The following is a 23051-nucleotide window of genomic DNA, read 5'->3' on the forward strand; positions in this document are numbered from 1 at the left end:
TTGCTGTTTTACGTCATTAACCAAAAAGTGGTATGTTAACATTATTATACGAACAAAAATACGAACACACCAGAAGTAAATTCAATTATTTAATAAGAAGGAGTGCATACCTATGGAAAAGGGACTGCCGGAACTGGACCGCCGCAAAACGCAAACCGCCGTCGAGGCTTTGCTTGAAAAATACCGTATTTATAAAACCATCACCTTTGAGGCGAGGGAGGCAAGCATGACGGCTTCTTATACGGAACGCTTTCATGGCCCGACGAACGTGACCTCGGATCAGACCGCTCAGATTGCCGTTCATAATGTGGACGTGCCCGCGGCAAGAAGAGCGTACTGCGAGATAATTGAGTCGATAGTGGAGCGGCTTGGAGAACGGGAACAGCTGATCATCCGCGAACGTTATCTGAAGCAGGACGATGTATTCGACTATAAGATCTACAACTATATTCTGGATCCGCCGGTCAGTAAGGACACGTATACGAAGGTCCGGACCAAGGCTTTTTATAAAATGGCGCTGGCATTTGCGGACAGAGGATTGTTGAAGCTGGGGGATCTGCAGAAGGGGAGGCTGGGATGAGAAGCTGCCTGTTCGATGATCATAATGATATGAAGAGAGAACGCTAAAGAGCAGCCGGGGGCCTGAGAAGGTCGCCGGTTTTTTAATTTCAAGAAAGGTAAACGTCGAGGACTTCACATCCTTATATCGTAATAAAACAACACCCTTAAAATACGAACATACATTCGTACTATTTTCATCCGCCGATGCTCTTTAATCCATCCGTTTCACCGTCAGCGCATCCCATTCAGGGGTGTAAGATTATAGCATCGGAAATGAAGACAAGAGGACAATCCGAAGACAAAAACAGTCAAATGCGAGCCGGCCATCAGGGCCGGTTTTTATATGCGGTGATTGTCTTTTGAACGCATTTCCGGTGCATATGACGACGGGAAGGAGGGGCCGTATTGAGAAAGAGAACAGACTTTAGTAACGCAGAAGCAGGATTTAGGGCCAAGGGGGAAAAGGTTCGGCTGGCTGCAGCATGAGAGCGGCGGTCAAGCAAGCGATAATCGGCATTGTTCCTATACTGAAGGACCGGCTGTACGATGTGCAGCCTCCGGTCGAAGGGGGCGAGGAGCCCTATGGTGTGATCGCCTTCGGCGAAGAAATATGGAAATCTTCCTGGGCGGGATACCGGCAAGTGATCCGGCTCAAGCTGTACGCGGGTGATGCCGGTCTGGATCAGGCGGATACCTGGGCAGCTGCGCTAATCAGCGGTCTGCATCACAAGCGTGTGAAGAACGTAGATGATTCTCCTTTTAGGCTGCATTACCTGGGGGCTAGGGAAGCCGAAAGGCTGGAACCTGCCACCGGAAAGGCATGCCGTACGCTGCGCTTTGGTGTGTATAACCCGGAGGCAGGTGCAGGCGATGCTGTGGCTGGTCCAGACGAATGGCTGCAAGCATTGACCGATTGGACTGGCGGCCTGCTGGGTAAGCCATGGTCGGTCTATTATACGGCATGGCCATCCGGTCCCGCTGACTTCGCCATGATGTGGCGGATGACCGGATGCGAGACGAAGATGGCGGGAGCTTCCTTATATGAAGTTCGCAAACATTACAGCGGTCATATTACCGCACCGGATGCAGCTAGCGAGCAGCTGACGGCCGTGTCCTTGATTGAAGGATTAGGTTCGAAGGTGCAGCTGCCCATCAATGCCGATCAACGAAGGTACATGTCGGTGGCGGAAGTGTCGGCCGACTTGCAGGCGGATTCCTTTCTGGACGGCCAGCTGCGGCTGACGCTGGTGCAGCGGCAGATGCGTCCAGCAGAAGAAGCGGCGCTGATCCGCAGCGTCGAAATTCATCCCATTTTGAAGTGAGGTGGCCTACATGGCTGTGAAGAAAACGATTAAAAACGAAACCGAAGGAAACAGCGCTCCCCGCTATAAGCTCACGGAGCTGATTGCCCATTCCAAGGATCTGTTTGATGTCAAACCGGAAGTGATGGCGGGCGCCTTTTATGACTCGGAAGGCGAGCTGTTCACTGTATCCGAGACCAAGGAAAAAATCGAACAATTCATGAAAGCGAAGGTGGATTAATTATGGCAGGCGGAACATGGGAAAACACGAATAAACCGGTATTGCCGGGGCTGTATATGAATTTCAAAGCGGCGGCAGCATCCGCCATTCAAGGAGGCATGCGCGGCACGGTGGTTGTGCCGGTCAAAGCCAATTGGGGTCCTGTACGCGAGTTTGTGGAGATCAGCAGCGAGACGGCGATTGCGCAAGTTTTTTCCACAGATACCCTTGATGGAGCAACTGCGTATCCGACACTCTATCTCGCCCTTCTTGGCGGACCGAAAAAGCTGTTGGCGTACCGCTTGGCGGATGATACCGCTGCTGCGGCAAGCATTACACTTCAAAATGCGGATGCTTCTCCTGCAGAAGTCTTGCAGCTTCAGGCCAAATATCCGGGCAGCCGCGGCAACGGCCTTGCCGTCACGGTACAGCCATCGCTCGGAGAACCGGATGCGCGTGAGCTTCGACTATATGAAGGCACCAAGCTGCTGGGCACCTACAAGGGAACGGACGGTACGGCGGCTTCCATCGCGGAGCAAATCAATCAGGACAGCAGCAATGTGTGGATTACGGCCAAGGTGCTTGGCCAAGGCGGCATTCCGGCCGATGTCAGCGGTGCTGCACTTTCGGGTGGTTCAAGCGGCAGCGGAAAGCTGACCAATGCTGATTATATCGCCATGCAGGAAGCGGCGGAAGGTCAGGAATTTGATGTGCTGGCACTGGATTATGCCGCTGATATGGCGCTTTTGCAAAGCTTCGCGGCTTGGGTTAAACGGCTTCGCCGTGAAGGAAGAGGCGTGACGGCCGTCTTCGGCGGATCGGCTTCCGATGATGTATCCAAGGATGCGGTGAAGCTGGTATCAGCCCGCTCGCTGGCCTTGAATCATGAAGGCATCATCAACGTCGGAACAGGCGTGCGTCTTGCCGGAACAGATTACAGCTCTGCACAGGCGGCTGCTTATGTGGCCGGTCTGATTGCGGGTCAGCGCCTGAATCAATCGGCAACGTATACGGTAACGCCTTTTGACGATGTGACCCGCCGCTGGGCCCGCTCTGAACAGGAAGAAGCAGTGAAAAACGGCGTATTCCTGCTCTTTTTCGATGGACGTCAAGTCAAGGCGCTGCGCGGCATTAACAGCTTGGTCAGCCCTGCAGAAGGCCAGAACAATGCTTGGAAGAAAATCCGCACCATCCGTGTCATGGATGCGATCAACGCCGATCTTCAGCGTGCTGCGGAACAGACATATATTGGCAAGGTGAATAACACCGAGGAAGGTCGCCTGGCGTTGATTGGCGCAGTGAAGGAATATTTGGCTCAGCTGTCGCTCAGTGGTGTCATCGAATCAAACGGCTATGACGTGATTCTTGACCCTGCCTACTATGGTGACAGTGCGGTGAATAAACTGGAGCCGGATCAGGTTTTCCTGCAGTGGAACGTGAAGTTGACCGACGTGATGGAGCAATTGTTCGGAACCTTTTACGTGCAGTAATGCTTAGCTGTTTAATCATTCATCTATTTAATATCTTTCAAATTATAAGGAGGAACTAACAATGTTGGATGCTTCAAGAGTGATTTTAGGGACATATGGCCAGGCCTATATCGATGGGGTGTGGCAGACGCATATTAACAAGCTGGAGGCCAGCGTGGAATTGGAAAAGAGAGAGCTGAACCTGGTCGGCAACGACTGGAAGGTGCACAAAAACGGCATTAAAAAAGGCACTGGGACGATGAGCGGCTACAAGGTGACCTCCGATATGATTCAGCGCGGCTTCACCAAATTCGATATCATTTCCAAGCTGGATGACCCGGAATCTTTTGGCCACGAACGCGTGCGCCTCATCCGCTGCATGCCGGACAAAATCCAGCTCGCCAACTGGACAGCCGGTGAAGAGGTGCAGGAGGAGACCACGTTTACCTTTGAGGGCTATGAGCTGGTAGATCCGATTGTCGGAGACTAAGCATTGTTAAATTTCATCATAAAGGAGAAATGATGTATGAGCTTGCATGAACATATGACAGAGGAACAAATATTGGACAGCCTGTTTGAGGCCGCCGAGAAGCTGCCGGAGGAAACCGTCCGCATCAAGCGTCTGGATATGCAGATTGTGCTGCATGGACTGACGTCCAGCAAAGTGGACAGCATCCGCGAACGCTGCATGATCCGCCGGACGGTAAAGGGTTCGGTGGATGAGAAGGTGGACAGCGAGACGTTTAATGCGCTGCTGATTGCGGAAGCGACCGGCAAGCTCGAAGTGAAAGGCTTGTCCTTGAGCGGCTGGGGTGACCCGCGTATTACGAGCCGGATGAAGCTGTCCGGCGGGGAGCAGGCGGTGCGCCGCATGCTGCTTGCGGGAGAACTGGACGCCGTTGGGGACAAGGTGCTGGAGCTGTCCGGTTTTGGTGTTGAGATCGAAGACTTAAAAAACTAATCAACTCCGGGGGAATGACGACGATGCTGTATCATCTGTGGGTGCGGCATCACCTTCGTCCCGGAGATTTTTGGAGGCTGCCACGTGGTGAACGTCTGCTGCTGCTGGCTTTTACAGAGGACGAGCTGGACCGCATGGCGGCCAAAAATTAATGAATCGAAGGAGGTGAATCACAAATGGCTGAAACGTTGAATTACCGCATGAACCTGGTCATCGACCCGAAAAACGTCATCAAGGCCAACCGGGAGCTGCGCGCTATGGAGCGCTACTTCGAGCGCATTCAGGGGCGTGTGATGCGAATCGGAAGAACCCGCATGGCACCTGAAATTATGCTGAAGGATCGGGCTTCGAAAGGGCTGGATGGAATTCTCGGTAAGATCAATCGGGTGAAATCGCAGATTATTAATGCTTCGGGGGCGGTGAGGGTGGAGGTAAGGCAGGAACAGTCCAGACAAGAACAGCCCAACGGAAAGAAGCACGCGATGAAGGCTCCATCAATGCCGCAGGCAGTGTTGATCTTTCCGGATTTTACCCCGATGGTCCAGGCCGTGAATGCAAACTCGGTAGCATCGATGATCAATTCCCGCCTATTAATTATAAACGCAGGTTATCTTGCTAATTTAGCCAATGCTTTAAACTCAATTAAAATTGGCGGCTCGGGACCAAAAGAAGAAGAAAAAAACCAGCCAAAGTCGTTTTGGGAAAAGTTTAAATCAGGAGTGACTTTTGCCAAAAACGCAACCGCGACGGTAAAAGGAGCTAAAGACGTTAAAGAAAACTGGGGGAACTTGAAGGAAGATTGGGGAGAACAGGATCCAATTAGCGGAAGAACGTCACGAGAGAAGGCTGCGAGTACCGCGAAAAAAATATGGAACAACAAAGGGAGAATCGTAGATCTTGCTTCTTCTGTAACCGAAACCCTTGAAGGAGGCACCGGGGTCGCCGACTCCGTCATGGGCCTTTTCTCGGGAGGAGGGTCAAGCACCTCAAGTGCCATTACCCATTCCGTAAGCGAGGTAGCTGGAAGCGGTTCGGGAATCGCCAGTAAGTTACTAAAAGGCGGAGGAAAAAAACTTCTCGGTCCGTTGGGTTATGCTGTCGATGCCTTTAATATAGTAAAGGCCAAGCCAGGCAAAGAACGCGCTCAAGCCATAGGCTCGGCCGCCGGAGGTGCCATAGGTTCTGTATTAGGCGGAGCCGTAGGATCTTTAATACCTATTCCTGTAGTAGGCACCGCAATCGGTTCTGTTGTTGGGGGAGCGGTAGGGGATTTTGTTGGTGGAAAAGTAGGAGGGATGGTTGCAGATTATGCTCCTAAGATCAAAGAGACCTTTTCTTCGGTGAACGGTTGGTTCTCTAAAACCTTCTCCGGTAAAAAGGACAAACCTAAAGCAGACATCTCCCAAAAACCGAATGAGATCATCAGTCAACCGACGCACAGCGGATCACGTGGTTCCTTTGGGCCGCCAGTTCCTGTTTACCCTATTGGAGCCAGCGCAGCTGCTACGGACGGCTTAATTGGTCCCCGTCTGCAATCAGCAGCAGCCCCGGTCACTTCTGCCAGCAAAACCATCCCACAGCTGGTCCAGATCAGCCCTGAGCAGATGAGCACTTTTTCGGGCTTATTGCAGGATTTTAAAACAGAAACGACGGTGAACTATAACCTACCGCCGGGAGCAGTGCAGGTGACGGTTCACGAGGAACACCCAATTGACATTGAGGGCTTGATTCAGCAAATTGGTCAGCGGCTCAGAGCCGAATTCCAAAAGGCAACGCAAAATCAAAAGCCTGCGGCAAGGGCTTACGCCCTCTAAGCATATTCCGTAAACATCATGAATGATTTGTGGATGCCCTACTTGAAAGGAGGAAGGTAGATCGATGGAATTTATTCTAATTAACGGCAAGGGGGAGAAGTTCACTTTTCCGGTAAACCCGGAAGAGGTATCGATCTCGCGGCAGAAGGGCTTCGATACGACAACGATCCTGTCGTATGGGGAATTCGATTTCCCTCAGGGAGATAAAGTGAAGGGAATTTCCTTCGCTTCTTTTTTTCCAAAAGAGTTCGATGAATCCTTCTGCCAAGGAAGCGAGCAGGATTTACCGGACCCGCAAACCGCCATGAACACACTGAATGAATTTTTGTCATTAAAAGCACCTCTGCGATTTATCATCACGGAGACGGCCGTGAATGTTCCCGTATTTGTATCCTCTCATCAGTCGACTTTTCGCGGCGGCGAACCGGGAGATGTCTATTTTGACATTACGCTTCGGACCTGGAGGGAAATGAAGGCAGCCAAAACGGCGGCCGGCAGTAGCGGCCAATCTGCGACAGCGGTTAATAAGAAACCACGTGTGGATATGAAGCAAAAGAACAAGAGCTATATAGTCAAATCGGGTGATTCGCTATCTAAAATAGCCAAGCTGGAGCTCGGGAACAGCTCAGAGTGGCAGAAAATATATCAATTGAACAAAAAGATTATCGGCAGTAATCCAAGTGCTATTAAACCCGGGCAGAAGCTAGTGCTGCCATGAGCTATAAAGTGATTTTGCAGGATAAGTATGATCTGTCTCCCTTGGTTGAGGCGATCAATCTCCGCGATTCACTCGAACAGGTTGCTTATCAAGGTACTGTTAACCTGGTAGTGACGCCGGATATGCCGGTGATAAGTCCAGGCATGGCCATCCGGATCAGCGGCGTACCCTACGGGAAAAAAGACTATGTTCCGCTCCTGAATCCGGGCGTGGTGTGGGAGGTAGAAAGCTCAAATAACGGAAACAAGCGGATGACGCTGACGGTTTATGACCGGACGATTTATCTGGATAAATCCGAGGAAGAATATTTGTTCCCGGCCAAACAGACGGCGACGCAGCGCTTTAAAAAGTATGCATCCGATTGGAACTTGAAAATCGCCAAACTGCCGGATACGGGCAAAGATCTGGGGCGTTCGGTTTACCGGACACAGTCCATCTATGCAAGCATGTTTGCTGATCTGAGAGAAACCGCAAAGGCTGGCGGTAAGCTATATCATCCCCGTATGATCTCGTCCGGGCTGGAATTGTATGAGCTTGGAACGAACAAAGAAATATATATTCTCGAACATGTAACGGATACGACGCAATCCCGCACGTTAGAAGGAGCCGCAACCAAAGTGAAGGTGCTCGCAACGACCGCCAGCGAGAGCGGGCAAGAGGTTCCAGCTAAAGTGATGGCGATCGTGGAAAAGGACATCGATAAATACGGGCAGCTCCAAGCGATTATCCAGGATGATGAAGTAAAGTCGAATGCAGCCGCAAAAGAACTGGCGAATAGCAAGCTGCGCGGGATTTCGCAGACCATATCCCTGAATGCACCGGATATCAATACGGTACGGGCGGGAGATGCCGTTATCCTGGGCGGGATGAAGCTGCTGGTGATTTCGGTCAGCCGGGAATTGGGGGAGCCGGGAAGCATGTCGCTCGAGCTTGGTACCTATGATGACGTGAAAAGGAGGTTTTACCTTGAATAAAGATCCTTACGGACAGCTGGCATCCGCACTATACTCTTCTGTCGGTAAGCATGCAAAACAGGCATTCGGAGGCACGGGCGCTGTGATGGGCACGATTACAGGGACTGGCCTCAAACTGGATGATTTCAAGCATGAGCTTCAGGATTATATGGTCGCAGAGCTGCCGGGATTGTTTACGGTGCCCCGATATATGGTGACAGGGACGACCGTCCAGACTGAGCAGCCGAATTGGGACAATAAGCAGATGAACACCTCTTTTTATTTTGACAAAAATGAAGTGGAAGATGTCAGTCTCAAGCTTGCCTTAAAACCGGGTGACCGGGTACTTGCCGTTCGGGTAAACGGAGGCAACGATGTGGTCATTGTCAGTAAGGTGGTGGGCGGACATGGCTAATCTATTTCCTGAAACGGGAGATATGCTGTGGACGGACGTGACAGAACCGGAAGCATTTGAGAAGAGCGGGGCAGTTTTCGGGCGAAGCTGGCGCTTTGATTTTGAGGCTGGCGAATTTATCATGTCGCCGACACGCAAAATGACGGTGGCAGGTGATAAGGAGGCTTGGGTCATTTGGTGCGAAAAGGCCATCCGTACACCGCGGTACCGCTATGTGATCTATTCCCGGGATTACGGCAGTGAGCTGGAGGGTCTGATCGGCAGCAGCAGCCGGGCGCTTCAGGAAAGCGAAATTCGGCGCATGGTTACCGAAACGTTGCTCGCGGATGCTAGGACGCAAAGCGTGGACCAGTTTGCCTTTGACTGGGAAGGAGAGGCATGCCGCTTCAGCTGCCGCATTACGAACATCCATGATGAAATGGAAACAATCGAAAGCGTGGTGATCTAATGGCAGACATGCCGCAATATTTGCAGGAACAAACGGAAGAAGAAATATTAAACCGCATGCTGGATAAGGTGCCTTCGGATATCGATAAATCTGAAGGTTCTTTTATTTGGGATGCACAGGCTCCGGTCGCGTTTATGCTGTCTGAGGCAGCGATTTGGGCGCAAGAGCTGCTGAGACGTGGGTTTGCCAGCACGGCGGCCAGCGATACTGACAATTTCCGCTCGGCTGAACTGGATTTGCGGACAGCAGAGCATGGCATTACAAGACGTGAAGCGGTAGCTTCATCAGGGCGTGTAGTATTTGCAGGAAAACCAGGAACGAAGGTGCCTTTAGGAACTTTTGTTTCTACCCCGGCGGATGACGTATCTGGTGAGCTCGCGGTGGAATTCGTCACTACGAAAGCGGTTATTTTGGACGAGAATGGTGCAGCATCGGCAGCCATACGGGCAGTTACGCCCGGGAAAAACAGCAACGTACCCGCAGGCGTGATACAGGTGATGTTTTCGTCGGTAAGCGGTATTACATCTGTTACGAATCCCGAACCGACAAGAAGCGGAGCGGATACCGAGACGGATCAGTCGCTGTTGGAACGTTTCTACGCGAAGGTTCGCAGCCAAGGGACAAGTGGAAACAAGGCACAGTATATGCAGTGGGCGAATGAAATCGCCGGTGTTGGCGGCGTTGAAGTGGTCCCTTTGTGGAAGGGGCCAGGCACGGTTGCACTGTACCTTTTGGATACAGACAAGCGCGCGGCAAGCGCAGAAATTGTGGAAGTCGTGCAGCAGCATATCGATCCGACCCGGGACGGGCAGGGCGAAGGGCTGGCACCTGCAGGCCCCGTGGTGACCGCGATGCCTGCGGAGGAGGTTGCGATCGATATCACCGTCAAAGTCCAGCGGACGCAGGAAAAGCCGTCGACCCTGGAGGAGATCCGGAAGCTTATCGCCGAGGGGATTCAGATTTATTTGCAGCAAATTGCCTTTAACCGCAAAGATCCCTTGGTGCGCTATACGCGGATTGCCGCCGTACTCCTCGACATTCCGATCATCGTGGATTATTCGGATCTGACCATTAACGGGAACACAGCTCAGCAGAATATTGAAATCGGGTCTGGCGAGGTGGCGGTACTGGGGATGGTGAGCGTAAGTGAATAAAAACGAATGGAGCAGCTTGCGGGGACGCGAGCTGTTTTATTATCTGCCAGCGTACTACGAGAACTCTCGGGTAATGCACTCGGACTTGGATGCCAAGGGCAGGGAGATGGATTTGCTGTATCAGGCACTGGAAGGGGCAGCCGCGCAGTTTTATGTTCGAACAGCTACTTGGGGGCTGGGCCGCTGGGAGTTCGAATTGGGTATTCCCACTGATCCGGCAAAGCCTTTGGAGCAAAGGCGCGCCGTGGTGGAATCCAAGCTGCGCGGAGCGGGCCAATTCTCCGGGGCTCTCGTCAAAAACGTGGCCGAAGCCTATGACGGTGGAAAGGTTGAAGTATCGTTTCAGCCGGAAGAATGGGGCTTTACGGTCAAATTTATCGATACCGTCGGCATTCCACTGAATCTCGAAGACTTGAAAGCGGCTTTGGAAGAAATCAAACCAGCCCACTTGGCGGTGAAGTATGCCTTTAACTATCTGTTGATTCGCGAAATTCATGGGGTTTTGACGTTGGCTCAAATGGAACAAATACCATTAAACAAATTTGCAGGAGGTGCTTGAGTATGGCGAGCAATACACCGAATCTGGGGCTGTTGAAGAAAGACCCGGCAACAGATGGGAACGAGACTTTTAATATTAAAACGATGCTGAATGACAACTGGGATAAGATCGATGAGGCTGTGGGGGGGATTAAGGTCAATGTACCGGATGCGAGCACGACGCAGAAAGGGATCGTGCAGCTGTCGAATGCGACGGACGGTGAGAGGGAAGATGTGGCGGCTACGGAGAGGGCGGTGAAGGCGGCCGAAGAGAAAGCTAAATCCTACGTGGATGAGAAACCATGGCAGAAGGCAAAGCTCACACACGATTTAGGGGTATCTATTAACATATCGAATAAGGATCTAAATACGGTTGTTACTGTTGGCTTTTACTCCGGCGAAAACTTAACAAACGCACCTTTTAAGCAAACGGGTAGTTGGTATCATGTCAGAGTGGAAGCCATGGCTGAAGGGTATGTTGTACAGACCGCATCTGAGCTAAACAGCACAACGCCATCTCTTTATATGCGTATATGCGTCAACGGAACCTGGGGCACGTGGTCGCAAGATGTTTTTCAATCTGGCGTTGATGTAAAAAAACGGGTCGTGGACACGATCAACGCCTCTGGAGGGAATGTGTCCGTAAATGATAGCTGGAATACGATTATCCCTGCGGTAGGAAACAAAGGCAGGATTATTGAAGTATCCAAAGTATTTAACAAGAATTATATTGCAGCGTATCAGGAAGCCGTTGCTGATCTCACGCAAACTTTTGTTTTTAATGATGGGAGTTACGATTACTCTGTAAGCGTTACCTCTGACCCATACGGAAGAAGTAGCCTCATTCGAGTATACAGAAGCGATGGCTGGATAGTGGCAAGCGCAACCAGAATAGAAAGTTACCCAATCGGGGGCGCTGCGGTAATTGATGGCAGACTGATAATAATCGCAGTAGGTTATTCAAGTAACGCCCCCAGTAATACCACATTCCTAGTGGAGGTTAACCCATTCACTCTTACTACCATACGAGCTGGAGGCATCAACAGCGGCTCTTATGGCAGGGCTACTTATGGGATGCCATTCAAGACTATTGACGGGTATTACATCGCTGTACCTGGCAGAACTGGAGGGTCCCCATTCGCTGTAACTTTTAGCTTCTTTAATTTGAGCACACTGAATTTTGTATCAATGGTAACTGCTTTCTCTGACGGTGACCCTGTTTACAGAGTAGCTAATGATGGCACATATTACTATGCTAAATTCCGCGATCAGCTCCTAAAATTTAATTTGTCAACTAATTCGTTTTACACGGTAGCGACGGTACCTGTCACAGGCTTGTTTGGGTTTGTTAAAGATAAATTCAACCGAATTCTTTGTGCAGTGAGTAGTACCATTTATGCGCTAAACACATCAAATATCGCTTCTTCGCACACACCACTAATCAGTGTTCCCGGAATCATATGGGCAATGACCTTGATTGGTGATGAACTATTAGTGTTGATAACGTCGGGCGAGTTTTACAAATACAGAATAGAAAGTACAACAAGTATGCCCCGAATTGATAGCGGCAGTTACCCAATAAACCCCAATGGGTCTACTATCTACCCGTCGGCTGAATACCAAATAGGGTTTAACCAAAACGCTATATCATTGCTCCTAACTTATTCAGGTATCATTATCAATAAATTAGTTATAAGGAATTAATTTCAATAATTTGGCTTAAATCAGGTGACGATAGCTGATGTGGGTGCTTAAAGAAAGGAAGTGACAATCATGACTTGTATACAAAGGACAGTGGGCTGCTGAATGTTTGGGTGGAGTTTAGTGATGATAAATGCATATAAACTCGAACAGGTTCTAGTACTATTTAATCTCAAAGAAGTCGTAGATAGCACAGTAGCTTAGCAAGTGTTCCGAAAATGGAGCGCTATATTTATGCCCTCGACTTCCTTCGAGGGCTTTTAATCTCAGGTCCGAAAGGAGGTTACCCATGACTGATATTGAAAGGGTGAATGCAATGGCAGATACGGAATCGAAACTGCTTGTCGATATTCAAATTCAATTAGCCCGGATTGAACAAACACTGCAGTCAGTCCCTGCCTTGGCAACGAATGTGGAATTCGCCCGGGACACCTCAAAAGCGGCTCTGCAGAAAGCAGAGGCTGCGTTGGATCGCTTGGACAAAATCGAAGAGGGACAAAAGTGGCTGTGGCGGACCCTTAGCGGTACGACGATTACTATTTTTATGACTGCTATCGTGACTGCAATCAAGCTATCAGGACAATAACAAAAAGGAGATGAACCAATAATGGATTGGAACACCATTTGGCAATTGATTGACCCCAAACTCATAATCGTCGTAGCGGCATGCTGGATTATCGGATTCATACTGAAAAAGACACCGAAAATCCCTGACTGGACAATCGTTTACATCGTAACGGTAGCAGCGGTAGTGCTTACGATCTGGCTCACGCGGTTTGGCCCTGAAGCAATCATTCAAGGCATACTCTCCGGAGCTTTTGCGGTATACGGCAATCAGGTGTTAAAACAATCCAGGAAAACAGGTGAGCCGCATTGAACAAAACTAACTTCATCTCAACCATCTTCCCCTGCGCCGTCTCCGACATGCAGCGAACCGGCATTCCCGCCTCACTCACGATCGCCCAAGCGATTCTCGAATCGAGCTGGGGAACGAGCGGGCTGGCGCAGCAGGCTAACAATCTGTTCGGCATCAAGGGTAAGGGGCCGGCGGGAAGCGTAGACATGCCGACGACGGAGTATGTGAAGGGTAAGCCGGTTAAGGTCAACGCTTCCTTCCGAAAATATCATTCCTGGACGGAATCGGTCGCGGATCACTCCGAGCTGCTACTTAAAGGCACCCGTGATAATCCGACCCGTTACCATGGCGTGCTTCACGCAGATTACAAAACAGCTGCCAAAGAGATCGGGAAGGGCGGTTACGCCACCGACCCGGAGTATCCTGCCAAACTGATCGCCATTATGAAAACATACAATCTGACACAGTACGATACAACGGACAAATATAAAGGAGATGGAGATTCGATGCAGGTTGCCGAGCTTCAGCAGCAGCTTCAAGTTATGCAGAAAAGGGTAGATGATTTAGAAGGGCAGATGTCCCGTTTAACAGTTAAAGACCAAATGCAAACACCGGCATGGGCCGAATCCGCGGTGCAATCTGCAACCAGCGCCGGTTTGATCGATACGCCTGTCCTTGGAAGCTACGACTTCTACCGGATGCTGGCGGTTTTGCAGCGTCTGAAACTGCTGTAGATTTCGAAGCATCTGAACGGGACAGGAGGGAATTCATGTTTTCATGTACGGCTAACGTGGCTCCAGATTATCGGTATGATTAAGACAACAACAGCCCCGTTTCATTTTTTGTGGAAGAGTCAAAGCTTCTGTGGACAATTATGATATTGAACTCCTAGGTTTCTAATTTAATTAGTGTCACATCACAAGTAGCAACAGACAAATCGAATTAGCGGAGGGGACGGAATCGATCTGAAGAAGCGCCAGCGGTCGCCTTTGTCTCCAAATTTTTACATTAGTGAAATAAAATCAAGAAATTTGGAGACAACAGCGATCGGAAGAACGATCCGTCACCGTAGCGGTCACCTTGCACGAAGTAAAGGAACTTCAACAATGCTCAATAATTAAATAATTAATTTTTCTTCTTCAAATATGAAAGGTTTTCGAATAGCATAAGAGGTAAGCATATAAATTGAATCATTTTGATTCTTTTTTATCAATATTCACTAAAGCGTTTACATGACCTTAACAATCCATTCTACACAAACCGGGGGAGAGCTATGGAAAAATACATATTGTCTTTGGACCAGGGAACAACGAGCTCGCGCGCGATTTTATTCAATAAAGCGGGAGAAATCGTCTACACCGCGCAAAAAGAGATCACGCAATATTTTCCGAATCCGGGCTGGGTGGAGCATAATGCCAACGAGATTTGGGGATCGATTCTGTCAGTCATTGCTTCGCTTCTCTCGGAGTCTGGCGTCAAGGCGGAGCAGATCGAAGGAATCGGGATCACTAACCAGCGGGAAACCACCGTCGTGTGGGACAAGGAAACGGAAGAGCCGGTATATCACGCGGTGGTATGGCAATCGCGGCAGACGAGCGGGATCTGTGAGGAATTGAAATCCAAGGGATATAACGACCTCGTACGCGAAAAAACAGGCCTTCTCATTGACCCTTATTTTTCGGGTACCAAGGTGAAATGGATTCTCGACCATGTGGAAGGCGCCCGTGAAAAAGCCGAGCAGGGCCGGCTGCTCTTCGGCACAATTGACTCCTGGCTGATCTGGAAGTTTACCGGGGGAAAGCGGCATGTGACGGACTACTCCAACGCTTCCCGTACACTGATGTACAACATCCACGAATTAACATGGGACGAGGAGCTGCTGGAGATTCTTGGCGTACCGTCATCCATGCTGCCTGAGGTGCGTCCATCCTCCGAAGTCTACGGCCACACGGTAAAGCATCACTTTTTTGGCCAGGAGATTCCGATTGCCGGAGCGGCCGGCGACCAGCAGGCGGCATTGTTTGGTCAAGCCTGCTTCGATGAGGGAATGGCGAAGAATACATATGGAACGGGCTGCTTTATGCTGAAAAATACCGGCGAAACCGCCGTACACTCCGAGCATGGCTTGCTGACTACGATCGCGTGGGGCATTAACGGACGTGTGGAATACGCGCTGGAGGGCAGTATTTTCGTGGCGGGATCCGCCGTGCAGTGGCTTCGGGACGGTCTCCGCATGCTCAAGGACTCCAAGGAAAGCGAGGATTATGCCGCGCGGGTCAGCAGTACGGACGGTGTGTATGTTGTACCTGCTTTTGTGGGTCTCGGCACTCCATACTGGGACAGCGATGTACGCGGAGCGGTTTTCGGCCTCACACGCGGCACCTCGAAGGAACATTTTATCCGGGCAGTGCTCGAGTCGCTTGCTTACCAGACCCGGGATGTGATTTCTGCGATGGAGGGGGACTCCGGCATTGAGCTGAGAACGCTGCGCGTGGACGGCGGTGCTGTGCATAACAACTTCCTGATGCAGTTCCAAAGCGACATTTTGGGTGTGCCGGTGGAAAGACCGGTCGTCAACGAAACAACGGCACTCGGTGCAGCTTATCTGGCGGGACTCGCGGTTGGTTACTGGGAGAGCCAGAAGGAAATTTCGGAGCTGTGGGCGAAGCAGCATGAATTTGAGCCGGTCATGGACGAGAACGTGCGCGAAGGATTGTATGGAGGCTGGAAAAAAGCAGTTAACGCAGCCATGGCGTTCAAGTGAAATTTTGCAAAATCCTGAAATGATAGAATAAATGCGCGCCTTTATGGCCTTTAGTGCATGCAGAGGAGATGAGCATACATGACATTCACGAACACGGAACGGGAACAGATAAAAAATGCACTGAGCGGCGAAACGTTTGACGTCCTGGTGATCGGCGGCGGGATTACGGGGGCAGGAATCGCCTTGGATGCAGCAGCCCGCGGCATGAGAGTGGCTTTGGTGGAAATGCAGGATTTTGCTGCAGGCACCTCCAGCCGGTCGACGAAGCTGGTTCACGGCGGACTGCGTTATCTGAAGCAGTTTGAGGTTGGCATGGTAGCGGAGGTCGGCAAGGAAAGAGCGATTGTGTATGAAAACGGACCGCATGTGACCACGCCGGAATGGATGCTGCTCCCGATGCATAAAGGCGGCACCTTCGGTAAGTTCAGCACGTCGATCGGACTGCGGGTGTATGATTTTCTGGCGGGTGTGAAAAAGGGTGAGCGACGCTCCATGCTCTCCATCCAGCAAACGCTAGAAAAAGAGCCGCTCATCAAAAAAGATGGCCTCAAAGGCGGCGGTTACTACGTCGAATACCGCACGGATGACGCCCGTCTTACGATTGAAGTCATGAAAGCTGCTGTAGAGCACGGGGCTACGGCCTTAAACTACACCAAAGTGGAAAACCTCATCTATAGTGACAAGAAACAGGTAAAGGGCGCCGTCGTGCGGGACTTTCTGACAGGGGATGCCTATGAAATCAAGGCGGCCAAGGTTGTCAATTCTACCGGACCATGGGTTGACCGGATTCGGGAGATGGATGACTCCAAAAAAGGTAAAACGCTCAGGTTGACCAAGGGAGTTCACCTCGTGATCAATCAGTCCCGGTTTCCGCTGCGGCAGGCGGTTTATTTTGATACTCCGGATAAAAGAATGGTGTTCGCCATCCCGCGTGATGGAAAAGCCTACGTGGGCACCACGGACACCTTTTATGACCAGAATCCGGTGCATCCGCAAATGACGGAGAGCGACCGGAGCTATATTATTGATGCCATTAATTTTATGTTCCCGGATGTGAAAATCACCGAGAAGGATATTGAATCCAGCTGGGCCGGGGTGCGTCCACTCATCTATGAGGAAGGAAAGGACCCGTCGGAGATATCCCGGAAGGACGAGATTTGGGAGTCTGACAGCGGGCTGCTGACCATTGCAGGCGGAAAGCTGACCGGATATCGGAAAATGGCAGAAACGATTGTCGATGTGTTAGCCAAAAAGCTGGGAGAATCGCAGCAGCGATCTTTCAAGCCATGCCAAACCAAGCATCTTCCTATTTCAGGCGGAGATATGGGCGGGGCCAAGGCTTTTGACGCATTTGTACAAAAAACCACGCCTATGGGCGTACAGGCAGGACTTTCGCAAGCGGAGGCGGTCAGGATCGCACGGATGTACGGGACGAACGCCTCCAAAGTGTACAAGCGCATTGCAGAGGGCAAGGACAAAGCGGGGACATTCAAGCTTCCGCTGATGCTTTATGGACAGCTGGCCTACGCATTGGATGAAGAAATGGTGGCATCTCCGGTAGATTTCTTTACTCGGCGCTCTGGCTTGACCTTGTTCAACATCGATATGGCACGAAAAATGAAGCAGCCTGTCATTGATATGATGTCCTCTTGCCTGAAGTGGAGTCCGCAAGCCCAAACGCGGTACACGATTGAATTGGAAAAGGCGCTCGTTGATGCGGTGACGCCCATCGGTGATTTAACGGTATAAGCGGGTATCGGTAAAATAGACGAAAAAGATCGTAAAATGCAAAATGAAGACCTTAAAAAGGTACTTTGTTTTGCATTTCTGCTGTTTTATGATTAATTTTGTAGAAAAATGTAGAATCCTGTCCGAATATAATTTTACATGCTGTAAAATTTTTCTTGTAACTGCTTATTTCTTGTAGTAAAGTTTTGTATTAAATAACGAAATATTTATAGTAATCGATGTTTCTGATGCTAATAAACGATTTACTTCGATCTTGATCCATCCATCTAAAGTTCTACTCACTTCGCATGCAGACAGAAGTCACTCCTTACTTCTATGACTTCACTTCACAATCATGCAGAACCTTTCGCAGACTTTTCCCGGCATAATACCTACCTTGGCTCTACCTTACCCAAAGCATGAAATGGCAGACATGATGAATGCTTTATCCGAAAATTTAAGCGTTATAATTTTGTCAAAATAAACAGAAAAGGGGATTTTATCGAAAAGACAATCTAAAAACGAATGTAACCTAAATGAGAAGCCGCTGAAGAACAGGCGGACTGTTTTTTGCACCCATTTGACCAAAGTTCAATTGTTCATCCCGAGCAACCCATTTTTAGCACAAAGGAGTTTTTGCATGGGCAAGCCAATACTCGAGATCAAGAATCTCCGGACGCATTTCTTCACAGACCGTGGGGAAATTCCGGCAGTTGACGGTGTCGATTTGTATCTGAATCCGGGTGAAGTGCTTGGTGTCGTTGGTGAATCCGGCTGCGGCAAAAGCGTGACCTCATTGTCGGTACTCAAGCTGGTTCCGAATCCGCCAGGCAAAATTGTAAGCGGATCCATACGATTCAAAGGCAAAGATATCGTTCCGCTTAGGGAATGGGAGATGCGCAAAATCCGCGGCAACTCGATTTCGATGATCTTTCAGGAACCGATGACCTCGCTTAATCCCCTGTTTACGGTGGGACAGCAGATTACGGAAACCGTCCGTCTGCACAGAGGCATCAGCAGGAAAAAGGCGCGTTCGATCACTCTCGATATGCTCAAAAAGGTCGGTATCGCAAGAGCGGAGTCCATTATCGATGAATATCCGCATCAACTGTCAGGAGGGATAAGGCAGCGGGTGATGATTGCCATGTCCATCGCCTGCAGTCCCGAAGTACTGATCGCTGATGAGCCGACCACCGCCTTGGATGTAACGATTCAGGCTCAGATTCTGGATTTGATCCGGCGGCTTAATGAAGAGCAGGGAATGGCCGTCATGATGATTACGCATGATCTGGGCGTGGTCGCTGAAATGTGCCACCGGGTAGCGGTGATGTATGCCGGTAAGGTTGTGGAGGAAGGCAGCGTGCATGACATTTTCAAAAATCCCCTTCATCCGTACACCCAGGGGTTGATTCAATCGGTTCCCCGTATGAATGAGACCAGGGAGCGTCTGTATTCCATTCCCGGAAATGTCCCGATCCTCAGCAAAAATATGCAGGGCTGCCGCTTTGCCGCAAGATGTCCGCATGTCATGCAAAGATGTTTGGAAGCGCTGCCAAATTTAACGGAGCAGGAAACCGGTCACAGCTGCAGATGCTGGCTTCATGAAACCCCGCAGGAGGATGCCGTATGAGTGAGACACTGCTTGAGGTTTCGCATCTAAAAAAGTACTTTCCTATCCGCAAAGGACTGTGGAACAAAACGCTGGGATATATAAAGGCCGTCGATGATATTTCGTTTTCCGTCCGCCGGGGCGAAACCTTCGGTCTGGTTGGTGAGTCGGGCTGTGGCAAATCCACGACCGGACGCTCGATTCTGCGGCTGATTGAACCAAGTGAGGGCAAGGTGCTCTTCGAAGGCCGGGAGATTACAGGCCTGTCCATGGAGGCCATGCGGAAGCAGCGCCGGGACATGCAGATTGTATTTCAGGACCCGTTCTCTTCGCTGGATCCGCGGCATAGCGTGCAGCGCATTCTGGAGGAGCCTCTCATCGTTCACGGTATCTCAAGCCGCAAAGAGCGGCAGGAACGGATTGAGCGGCTGATCGACGTCGTTGGCCTAACCCGGACGCATTTGCACCGTTATCCCCATCAGTTTTCGGGAGGGCAGCGGCAGCGGATCGGCATCGCCAGGGCACTGGCCCTGCAGCCTAAGCTGATTGTGGCGGATGAGCCGGTGTCCGCGCTGGATGTATCGATCCAGTCACAGGTCATTAACCTGCTGCAGGATCTGCAAAATGAGTTCAAGCTAACGTATATTTTTATCGCGCATGATCTCAGTGTGGTGAAGCATATATGTGACCGCGTTGCCGTCATGTATCTCGGGCGGATCGTGGAAATTGCGGACAAGCATCAGTTGTATGCTACACCGCAGCATCCGTACACCCAAGCGCTTCTCTCCGCAGTGCCCGAGCCTGATCCGGATTTGAAAAGGCAGCGGATTATTTTGCAGGGGGAAGTGCCGAGTCCGGCCAATGCGCCGATCGGATGCGCTTTTCATACGAGATGTCCAAAAGCCATGAAGGTGTGCAGTGAGGTCCGTCCTCAGCTTCTGGATACCGGAGGCGGGCATATGACGGCCTGCCATTTGTATACTCCGGAGTTATCCGGCAGGCAGTAGTGATGACTTCGGTTTCATGCGGCTTATAGCCGCTGGTTGAGGCTTTGCAAATGAATGGTTCAATCGAACCTATGCAAAGTCCCGCATATAAACACTGTATCCATAATCGATCTGTAAGAAAAGAAAGGGGAAAAAACGATGAAAAGATGGACGAGCGTTTTCCTGGCACTGACGATGGTGATGGTATTTACGCTAACGGGATGCGGAAGCAAGAGCGACGGAAAGCAGGCATCCGAGACGCCGAAGACGACAGACAGCACGGAGAAGAAAGAAGATCCGAAGCCAGAGGAGAAAAAGACGCAGGATACACTCGTATTTGGACGCGGCGGGGATTCGGTAGCACTGGATCCAGCCATTGTCACGGATGGAGAGTCCTTGAAGATCGGACATCAGGTGTTCGACTCGCTGCTGGAATATAAGGAAGGGGAAACGGAAGTTCAGCCGGCACTCGCAGAGAGCTGGGAAGTATCCCCTGATGGTCTGAAGTATACGTTCAAGCTGCGCCAGGGGGTCAAGTTCCATGATGGCACGGACTTTAACGCAGAGGCCGTCGTGTTCAACTTCCAGCGCTGGAGTGATCCAAAGAGCGAATTCAAATTCGAAGGCGATTCCTTCGACTATTATGATTCCATGTTTGGTCCTGAGGGCTCCCGGGTCATTAAGGACGTGAAAGCTGTGGATACGAATACGGTAGAGTTTACGCTCGCCCAGCCGCAGGCACCATTCCTGCAAAATATCGCCATGACCTGTTTTGGCATTGGCAGTCCTGCAGCGATCAAGGAGAAAAAAGAGAACTTTAAAAGCGAGCCGGTTGGCACAGGCCCATTTGTATTTAAAGAATGGAAGCGTAATGATTCCATCACTTTGGATAAGAATCCGAACTACTGGAAGCAAGGGCTTCCGAAGCTGAACAAGGTTATCGTACGTTCCATTCCGGACAACTCCGCACGCTTTAATGCGCTGCAAAATGGAGAAATCGACCTCATGGAGGATTTGAATCCGGATGACCTGTCCGTGCTCGAAAGCAAGAGCGATCTGCAAAAAATCAACCGCCCATCCTTCAACATCGCATACCTCGGCTTTAACCTGAAGAAAAAACCGTTTGATAACGTGAAGGTTAGAGAGGCGCTCAGCCATGCGGTGAACAAACAAGGCATTGTGGATGCTTTCTTCGCAGGACAGGCTAAACCAGCCGTGAATCCAATGCCGCCTACGTTATGGGGTCATAATGACAGCATTCAGGATTATGACTATAACCTGGACACCGCGAAGCAGCTGCTTGCCGAAGCCGGATATCCGAATGGACTGCCGGATCCGGTCACATTCTATGCAATGCCGGTATCCCGTCCTTATATGCCGGATGGCAAGAAGGTGGCAGAAGCAATCCAGGCGGATTTCGAAAAGATCGGAGTCAAGGTCAACATTCAATCTCCGGAGTGGGCAACGTATCTGGATGATACGAAAGCAGGCGCCAAGGACGACATTTATATGATGGGTTGGACAGGCGATAATGGCGACCCGGATAACTTTATCTATACGCTGCTTGATAAGGATTCCATCCCAGGCAACAACCGCAGCTTCTATGTGAATGAAGACCTTCACAAAATTCTGATTGAAGCCCAGAAGGAAGTTAGCCAGGACAAGCGCGTAGAGCTGTACAAGAAGTCCCAGGAAATTATCAAAAAAGATATTCCATGGATTCCGCTTGTGCATACCACGCCAATTCTGGCCGCCAAAGCCAATCTGAAAGGGTATGTGCCGTCGCCAACAGGTACTGAAGCCTACAGCAACATTTACTTTGAATAATCGGCAGGTGAATTGCTTTGAGCTCATATGTATTGAAACGCCTGTTGATTCTGATTCCGGTCCTGATCGGAATGACCATTATCGTCTTCTCCATTATTCATGCCATTCCCGGTGATCCGGCAGAAACGATTCTCGGCCAAAAGGCCACCGAACAATCCAAGGAGGCGCTGCGCCAGCAGCTGGGGCTGAATAAGCCCTGGCTGCAGCAGTATTTTACCTACCTGGGTGATCTGGCCAAAGGTGATTTGGGAAAATCGGTCCGGACAAAGGAACCGATTGCGAAAGAGATCATGCCGTATCTTGCAGCCACGCTGGAGCTGACCTTTACGAGTATGTTATTCGCAACGTTTGTAGGGATGAATGCCGGTATTATCAGCGCATGGAGGCAAAATTCCTGGTTTGATTACATTATCATGGTGATCGCACTGATTGGGGTCTCCATGCCGATTTTTTGGCTTGGTCTGATGGAACAGTGGATATTCTCCATTAAACTGCACTGGCTCCCTTCCATTGGAAGGATGGACCAGCGCGATCCGGTGGAGTCGGTCACGAATCTGTACATCATAGATTCCATCATTGCCGGCAGATGGGATCAGCTGTGGACGGTCATGAAGCATCTGGTATTGCCAAGTATCGCGCTCGGTACCATTCCAATGGCGATCATAGCACGGATGACGCGTTCGAGCATGCTCGAGGTCATGAAATCCGATTATGTCCGCACAGCCAAAGCCAAAGGTTTATCCCAGTTTTTCGTGGTGTATAAGCATGCTCTGAAGAACGCGTCCATTCCTGTATTGACCGTCATCGGTCTGCAGACAGGTTCGCTGCTCGGCGGAGCGGTGCTGACGGAAACCATTTTCGCATGGCCGGGTGTGGGCCGTTATATTTTCGAGGCGATCAGCTCCCGTGATTATCCGGTTATCCAAAGTGGTATTCTCATTATCGCATTCATTTTTATCGTCATTAATCTGATAGTGGATCTGCTGTACGCCTTGATTGATCCGCGCATCCAGTACAAATAAGGGGGAA

24 protein-coding genes are annotated in these 23051 nt (G+C 50.4%); all 24 read left to right on the plus strand.

What is annotated here, in order from left to right:
* The first annotated feature begins 112 nt into the window (after nucleotides 1–112).
* The 24 genes from E6W40_RS00360 (at nucleotide 113) to E6W40_RS00470 (ending at nucleotide 23044) form a co-directional block, all read left to right on the plus strand.
* Nucleotides 113–580, plus strand: a complete 468-nt coding sequence (locus E6W40_RS00360; protein WP_136603661.1) for an ArpU family phage packaging/lysis transcriptional regulator — start codon at nucleotides 113–115, stop codon at nucleotides 578–580.
* A 463-nt stretch (nucleotides 581–1043) separates the two neighbouring features.
* On the plus strand, nucleotides 1044–1883 hold the full coding sequence (locus E6W40_RS00365) for a hypothetical protein (protein WP_136603662.1): 840 nt from the start codon (nucleotides 1044–1046) through the stop codon (nucleotides 1881–1883).
* Nucleotides 1884–1893: 10 nt separating this feature from the next.
* The gene (locus E6W40_RS00370; RefSeq protein WP_136603663.1) at nucleotides 1894–2103 is read left to right on the plus strand and encodes a YqzN/YkzM domain-containing protein; all 210 of its coding nucleotides are present in this window, start codon (nucleotides 1894–1896) and stop codon (nucleotides 2101–2103) included.
* Nucleotides 2104–2105: 2 nt separating this feature from the next.
* Nucleotides 2106–3572, plus strand: a complete 1467-nt coding sequence (locus E6W40_RS00375) for a phage tail sheath family protein (protein WP_136603664.1) — start codon at nucleotides 2106–2108, stop codon at nucleotides 3570–3572.
* A gap of 61 nt (nucleotides 3573–3633) precedes the next feature.
* Nucleotides 3634–4041, plus strand: coding sequence for a phage tail tube protein (locus tag E6W40_RS00380; protein ID WP_136603665.1), 408 nt, complete (start codon nucleotides 3634–3636; stop codon nucleotides 4039–4041).
* Nucleotides 4042–4077: 36 nt separating this feature from the next.
* Complete coding sequence (locus E6W40_RS00385; protein WP_136603666.1) at nucleotides 4078–4512, plus strand: phage tail assembly chaperone; 435 nt, start codon at nucleotides 4078–4080, stop codon at nucleotides 4510–4512.
* 23 nt (nucleotides 4513–4535) lie between these two features.
* Nucleotides 4536–4664, plus strand: a complete 129-nt coding sequence (locus E6W40_RS30220) for a hypothetical protein (protein ID WP_280531354.1) — start codon at nucleotides 4536–4538, stop codon at nucleotides 4662–4664.
* Between the two features lie 24 nt (nucleotides 4665–4688).
* Nucleotides 4689–6326, plus strand: a complete 1638-nt coding sequence (locus E6W40_RS00390) for a tape measure protein (RefSeq protein ID WP_136603667.1) — start codon at nucleotides 4689–4691, stop codon at nucleotides 6324–6326.
* Between the two features lie 64 nt (nucleotides 6327–6390).
* Nucleotides 6391–7044 (plus strand): LysM peptidoglycan-binding domain-containing protein, encoded by a 654-nt coding sequence (locus tag E6W40_RS00395; protein WP_136603668.1) that lies wholly within the window; start codon nucleotides 6391–6393, stop codon nucleotides 7042–7044.
* Nucleotides 7041–8018 (plus strand): XkdQ/YqbQ family protein, encoded by a 978-nt coding sequence (locus tag E6W40_RS00400; RefSeq protein WP_136603669.1) that lies wholly within the window; start codon nucleotides 7041–7043, stop codon nucleotides 8016–8018. Before E6W40_RS00395 ends, E6W40_RS00400 begins: the two co-directional genes overlap by 4 nt.
* Nucleotides 8011–8412 (plus strand): hypothetical protein, encoded by a 402-nt coding sequence (locus E6W40_RS00405; RefSeq protein ID WP_136603670.1) that lies wholly within the window; start codon nucleotides 8011–8013, stop codon nucleotides 8410–8412. Before E6W40_RS00400 ends, E6W40_RS00405 begins: the two co-directional genes overlap by 8 nt.
* Complete coding sequence (locus E6W40_RS00410; RefSeq protein ID WP_136603671.1) at nucleotides 8405–8860, plus strand: DUF2634 domain-containing protein; 456 nt, start codon at nucleotides 8405–8407, stop codon at nucleotides 8858–8860. Before E6W40_RS00405 ends, E6W40_RS00410 begins: the two co-directional genes overlap by 8 nt.
* Complete coding sequence (locus E6W40_RS00415; RefSeq protein ID WP_136603672.1) at nucleotides 8860–10014, plus strand: baseplate J/gp47 family protein; 1155 nt, start codon at nucleotides 8860–8862, stop codon at nucleotides 10012–10014. The genes E6W40_RS00410 and E6W40_RS00415 overlap by 1 nt, the downstream gene beginning before the upstream one ends.
* Nucleotides 10007–10573, plus strand: coding sequence for a YmfQ family protein (locus tag E6W40_RS00420; RefSeq protein WP_246072763.1), 567 nt, complete (start codon nucleotides 10007–10009; stop codon nucleotides 10571–10573). Before E6W40_RS00415 ends, E6W40_RS00420 begins: the two co-directional genes overlap by 8 nt.
* Before the next feature lie 2 nt (nucleotides 10574–10575).
* The gene (locus E6W40_RS00425; protein WP_136603673.1) at nucleotides 10576–12255 is read left to right on the plus strand and encodes a pyocin knob domain-containing protein; all 1680 of its coding nucleotides are present in this window, start codon (nucleotides 10576–10578) and stop codon (nucleotides 12253–12255) included.
* A 286-nt stretch (nucleotides 12256–12541) separates the two neighbouring features.
* Nucleotides 12542–12838, plus strand: coding sequence for a hemolysin XhlA family protein (locus E6W40_RS00430; protein ID WP_246072765.1), 297 nt, complete (start codon nucleotides 12542–12544; stop codon nucleotides 12836–12838).
* Nucleotides 12839–12859: 21 nt separating this feature from the next.
* Nucleotides 12860–13129 carry a phage holin family protein gene (locus tag E6W40_RS00435; protein WP_136603674.1) on the plus strand — a complete coding sequence of 90 codons (270 nt, stop codon included), beginning with the start codon at nucleotides 12860–12862 and terminating at the stop codon, nucleotides 13127–13129.
* Complete coding sequence (locus tag E6W40_RS00440; protein WP_136603675.1) at nucleotides 13126–13842, plus strand: glycoside hydrolase family 73 protein; 717 nt, start codon at nucleotides 13126–13128, stop codon at nucleotides 13840–13842. The genes E6W40_RS00435 and E6W40_RS00440 overlap by 4 nt, the downstream gene beginning before the upstream one ends.
* Nucleotides 13843–14381: 539 nt before the next feature.
* Nucleotides 14382–15872, plus strand: a complete 1491-nt coding sequence (gene glpK, locus E6W40_RS00445) for a glycerol kinase GlpK (protein ID WP_136603676.1) — start codon at nucleotides 14382–14384, stop codon at nucleotides 15870–15872.
* Nucleotides 15873–15950: 78 nt separating this feature from the next.
* On the plus strand, nucleotides 15951–17621 hold the full coding sequence (locus E6W40_RS00450) for a glycerol-3-phosphate dehydrogenase/oxidase (RefSeq protein ID WP_136603677.1): 1671 nt from the start codon (nucleotides 15951–15953) through the stop codon (nucleotides 17619–17621).
* Between the two features lie 619 nt (nucleotides 17622–18240).
* Nucleotides 18241–19230 (plus strand): ABC transporter ATP-binding protein, encoded by a 990-nt coding sequence (locus E6W40_RS00455; protein WP_136603678.1) that lies wholly within the window; start codon nucleotides 18241–18243, stop codon nucleotides 19228–19230.
* Entirely contained in the window at nucleotides 19227–20216 is a 990-nt protein-coding gene (locus tag E6W40_RS00460; RefSeq protein ID WP_136603679.1) for an ABC transporter ATP-binding protein, read from the plus strand. The genes E6W40_RS00455 and E6W40_RS00460 overlap by 4 nt, the downstream gene beginning before the upstream one ends.
* Nucleotides 20217–20354: 138 nt before the next feature.
* On the plus strand, nucleotides 20355–22022 hold the full coding sequence (locus E6W40_RS00465; protein ID WP_246072767.1) for an ABC transporter substrate-binding protein: 1668 nt from the start codon (nucleotides 20355–20357) through the stop codon (nucleotides 22020–22022).
* Between the two features lie 17 nt (nucleotides 22023–22039).
* A complete protein-coding gene (locus E6W40_RS00470) occupies nucleotides 22040–23044 on the plus strand; it encodes an ABC transporter permease (protein ID WP_136603680.1) in 1005 nt (334 codons plus the stop codon).
* Nucleotides 23045–23051: the final 7 nt, after the last annotated feature.

Origin of the sequence: Paenibacillus dokdonensis, assembly GCF_004916975.1 — a bacterium.
In the GTDB taxonomy this organism is placed as follows: domain Bacteria; phylum Bacillota; class Bacilli; order Paenibacillales; family Paenibacillaceae; genus Paenibacillus_AQ; species Paenibacillus_AQ dokdonensis.

Excerpts from the sequence above, each read along its gene's own strand:
- E6W40_RS00435 (WP_136603674.1), top strand. The coding sequence starts at position 12,860 with ATGGATTGGAACACCATTTGGCAATTGATTGACCCCAAACTCATAATC.
- E6W40_RS00365 (WP_136603662.1), top strand. The coding sequence starts at position 1,044 with ATGAGAGCGGCGGTCAAGCAAGCGATAATCGGCATTGTTCCTATACTG.
- E6W40_RS00360 (WP_136603661.1), top strand. The coding sequence starts at position 113 with ATGGAAAAGGGACTGCCGGAACTGGACCGCCGCAAAACGCAAACCGCC.
- E6W40_RS00450 (WP_136603677.1), top strand. The coding sequence starts at position 15,951 with ATGACATTCACGAACACGGAACGGGAACAGATAAAAAATGCACTGAGC.
- E6W40_RS00460 (WP_136603679.1), top strand. The coding sequence starts at position 19,227 with ATGAGTGAGACACTGCTTGAGGTTTCGCATCTAAAAAAGTACTTTCCT.
- E6W40_RS00415 (WP_136603672.1), top strand. The coding sequence starts at position 8,860 with ATGGCAGACATGCCGCAATATTTGCAGGAACAAACGGAAGAAGAAATA.
- E6W40_RS00430 (WP_246072765.1), top strand. The coding sequence starts at position 12,542 with ATGACTGATATTGAAAGGGTGAATGCAATGGCAGATACGGAATCGAAA.
- E6W40_RS00465 (WP_246072767.1), top strand. The coding sequence starts at position 20,355 with ATGAAAAGATGGACGAGCGTTTTCCTGGCACTGACGATGGTGATGGTA.
- E6W40_RS00370 (WP_136603663.1), top strand. The coding sequence starts at position 1,894 with ATGGCTGTGAAGAAAACGATTAAAAACGAAACCGAAGGAAACAGCGCT.
- E6W40_RS00390 (WP_136603667.1), top strand. The coding sequence starts at position 4,689 with ATGGCTGAAACGTTGAATTACCGCATGAACCTGGTCATCGACCCGAAA.
- E6W40_RS00380 (WP_136603665.1), top strand. The coding sequence starts at position 3,634 with ATGTTGGATGCTTCAAGAGTGATTTTAGGGACATATGGCCAGGCCTAT.
- E6W40_RS00385 (WP_136603666.1), top strand. The coding sequence starts at position 4,078 with ATGAGCTTGCATGAACATATGACAGAGGAACAAATATTGGACAGCCTG.
- E6W40_RS00395 (WP_136603668.1), top strand. The coding sequence starts at position 6,391 with ATGGAATTTATTCTAATTAACGGCAAGGGGGAGAAGTTCACTTTTCCG.
- E6W40_RS00455 (WP_136603678.1), top strand. The coding sequence starts at position 18,241 with ATGGGCAAGCCAATACTCGAGATCAAGAATCTCCGGACGCATTTCTTC.
- E6W40_RS30220 (WP_280531354.1), top strand. The coding sequence starts at position 4,536 with ATGCTGTATCATCTGTGGGTGCGGCATCACCTTCGTCCCGGAGATTTT.
- E6W40_RS00410 (WP_136603671.1), top strand. The coding sequence starts at position 8,405 with ATGGCTAATCTATTTCCTGAAACGGGAGATATGCTGTGGACGGACGTG.
- glpK (WP_136603676.1), top strand. The coding sequence starts at position 14,382 with ATGGAAAAATACATATTGTCTTTGGACCAGGGAACAACGAGCTCGCGC.
- E6W40_RS00425 (WP_136603673.1), top strand. The coding sequence starts at position 10,576 with ATGGCGAGCAATACACCGAATCTGGGGCTGTTGAAGAAAGACCCGGCA.
- E6W40_RS00375 (WP_136603664.1), top strand. The coding sequence starts at position 2,106 with ATGGCAGGCGGAACATGGGAAAACACGAATAAACCGGTATTGCCGGGG.
- E6W40_RS00400 (WP_136603669.1), top strand. The coding sequence starts at position 7,041 with ATGAGCTATAAAGTGATTTTGCAGGATAAGTATGATCTGTCTCCCTTG.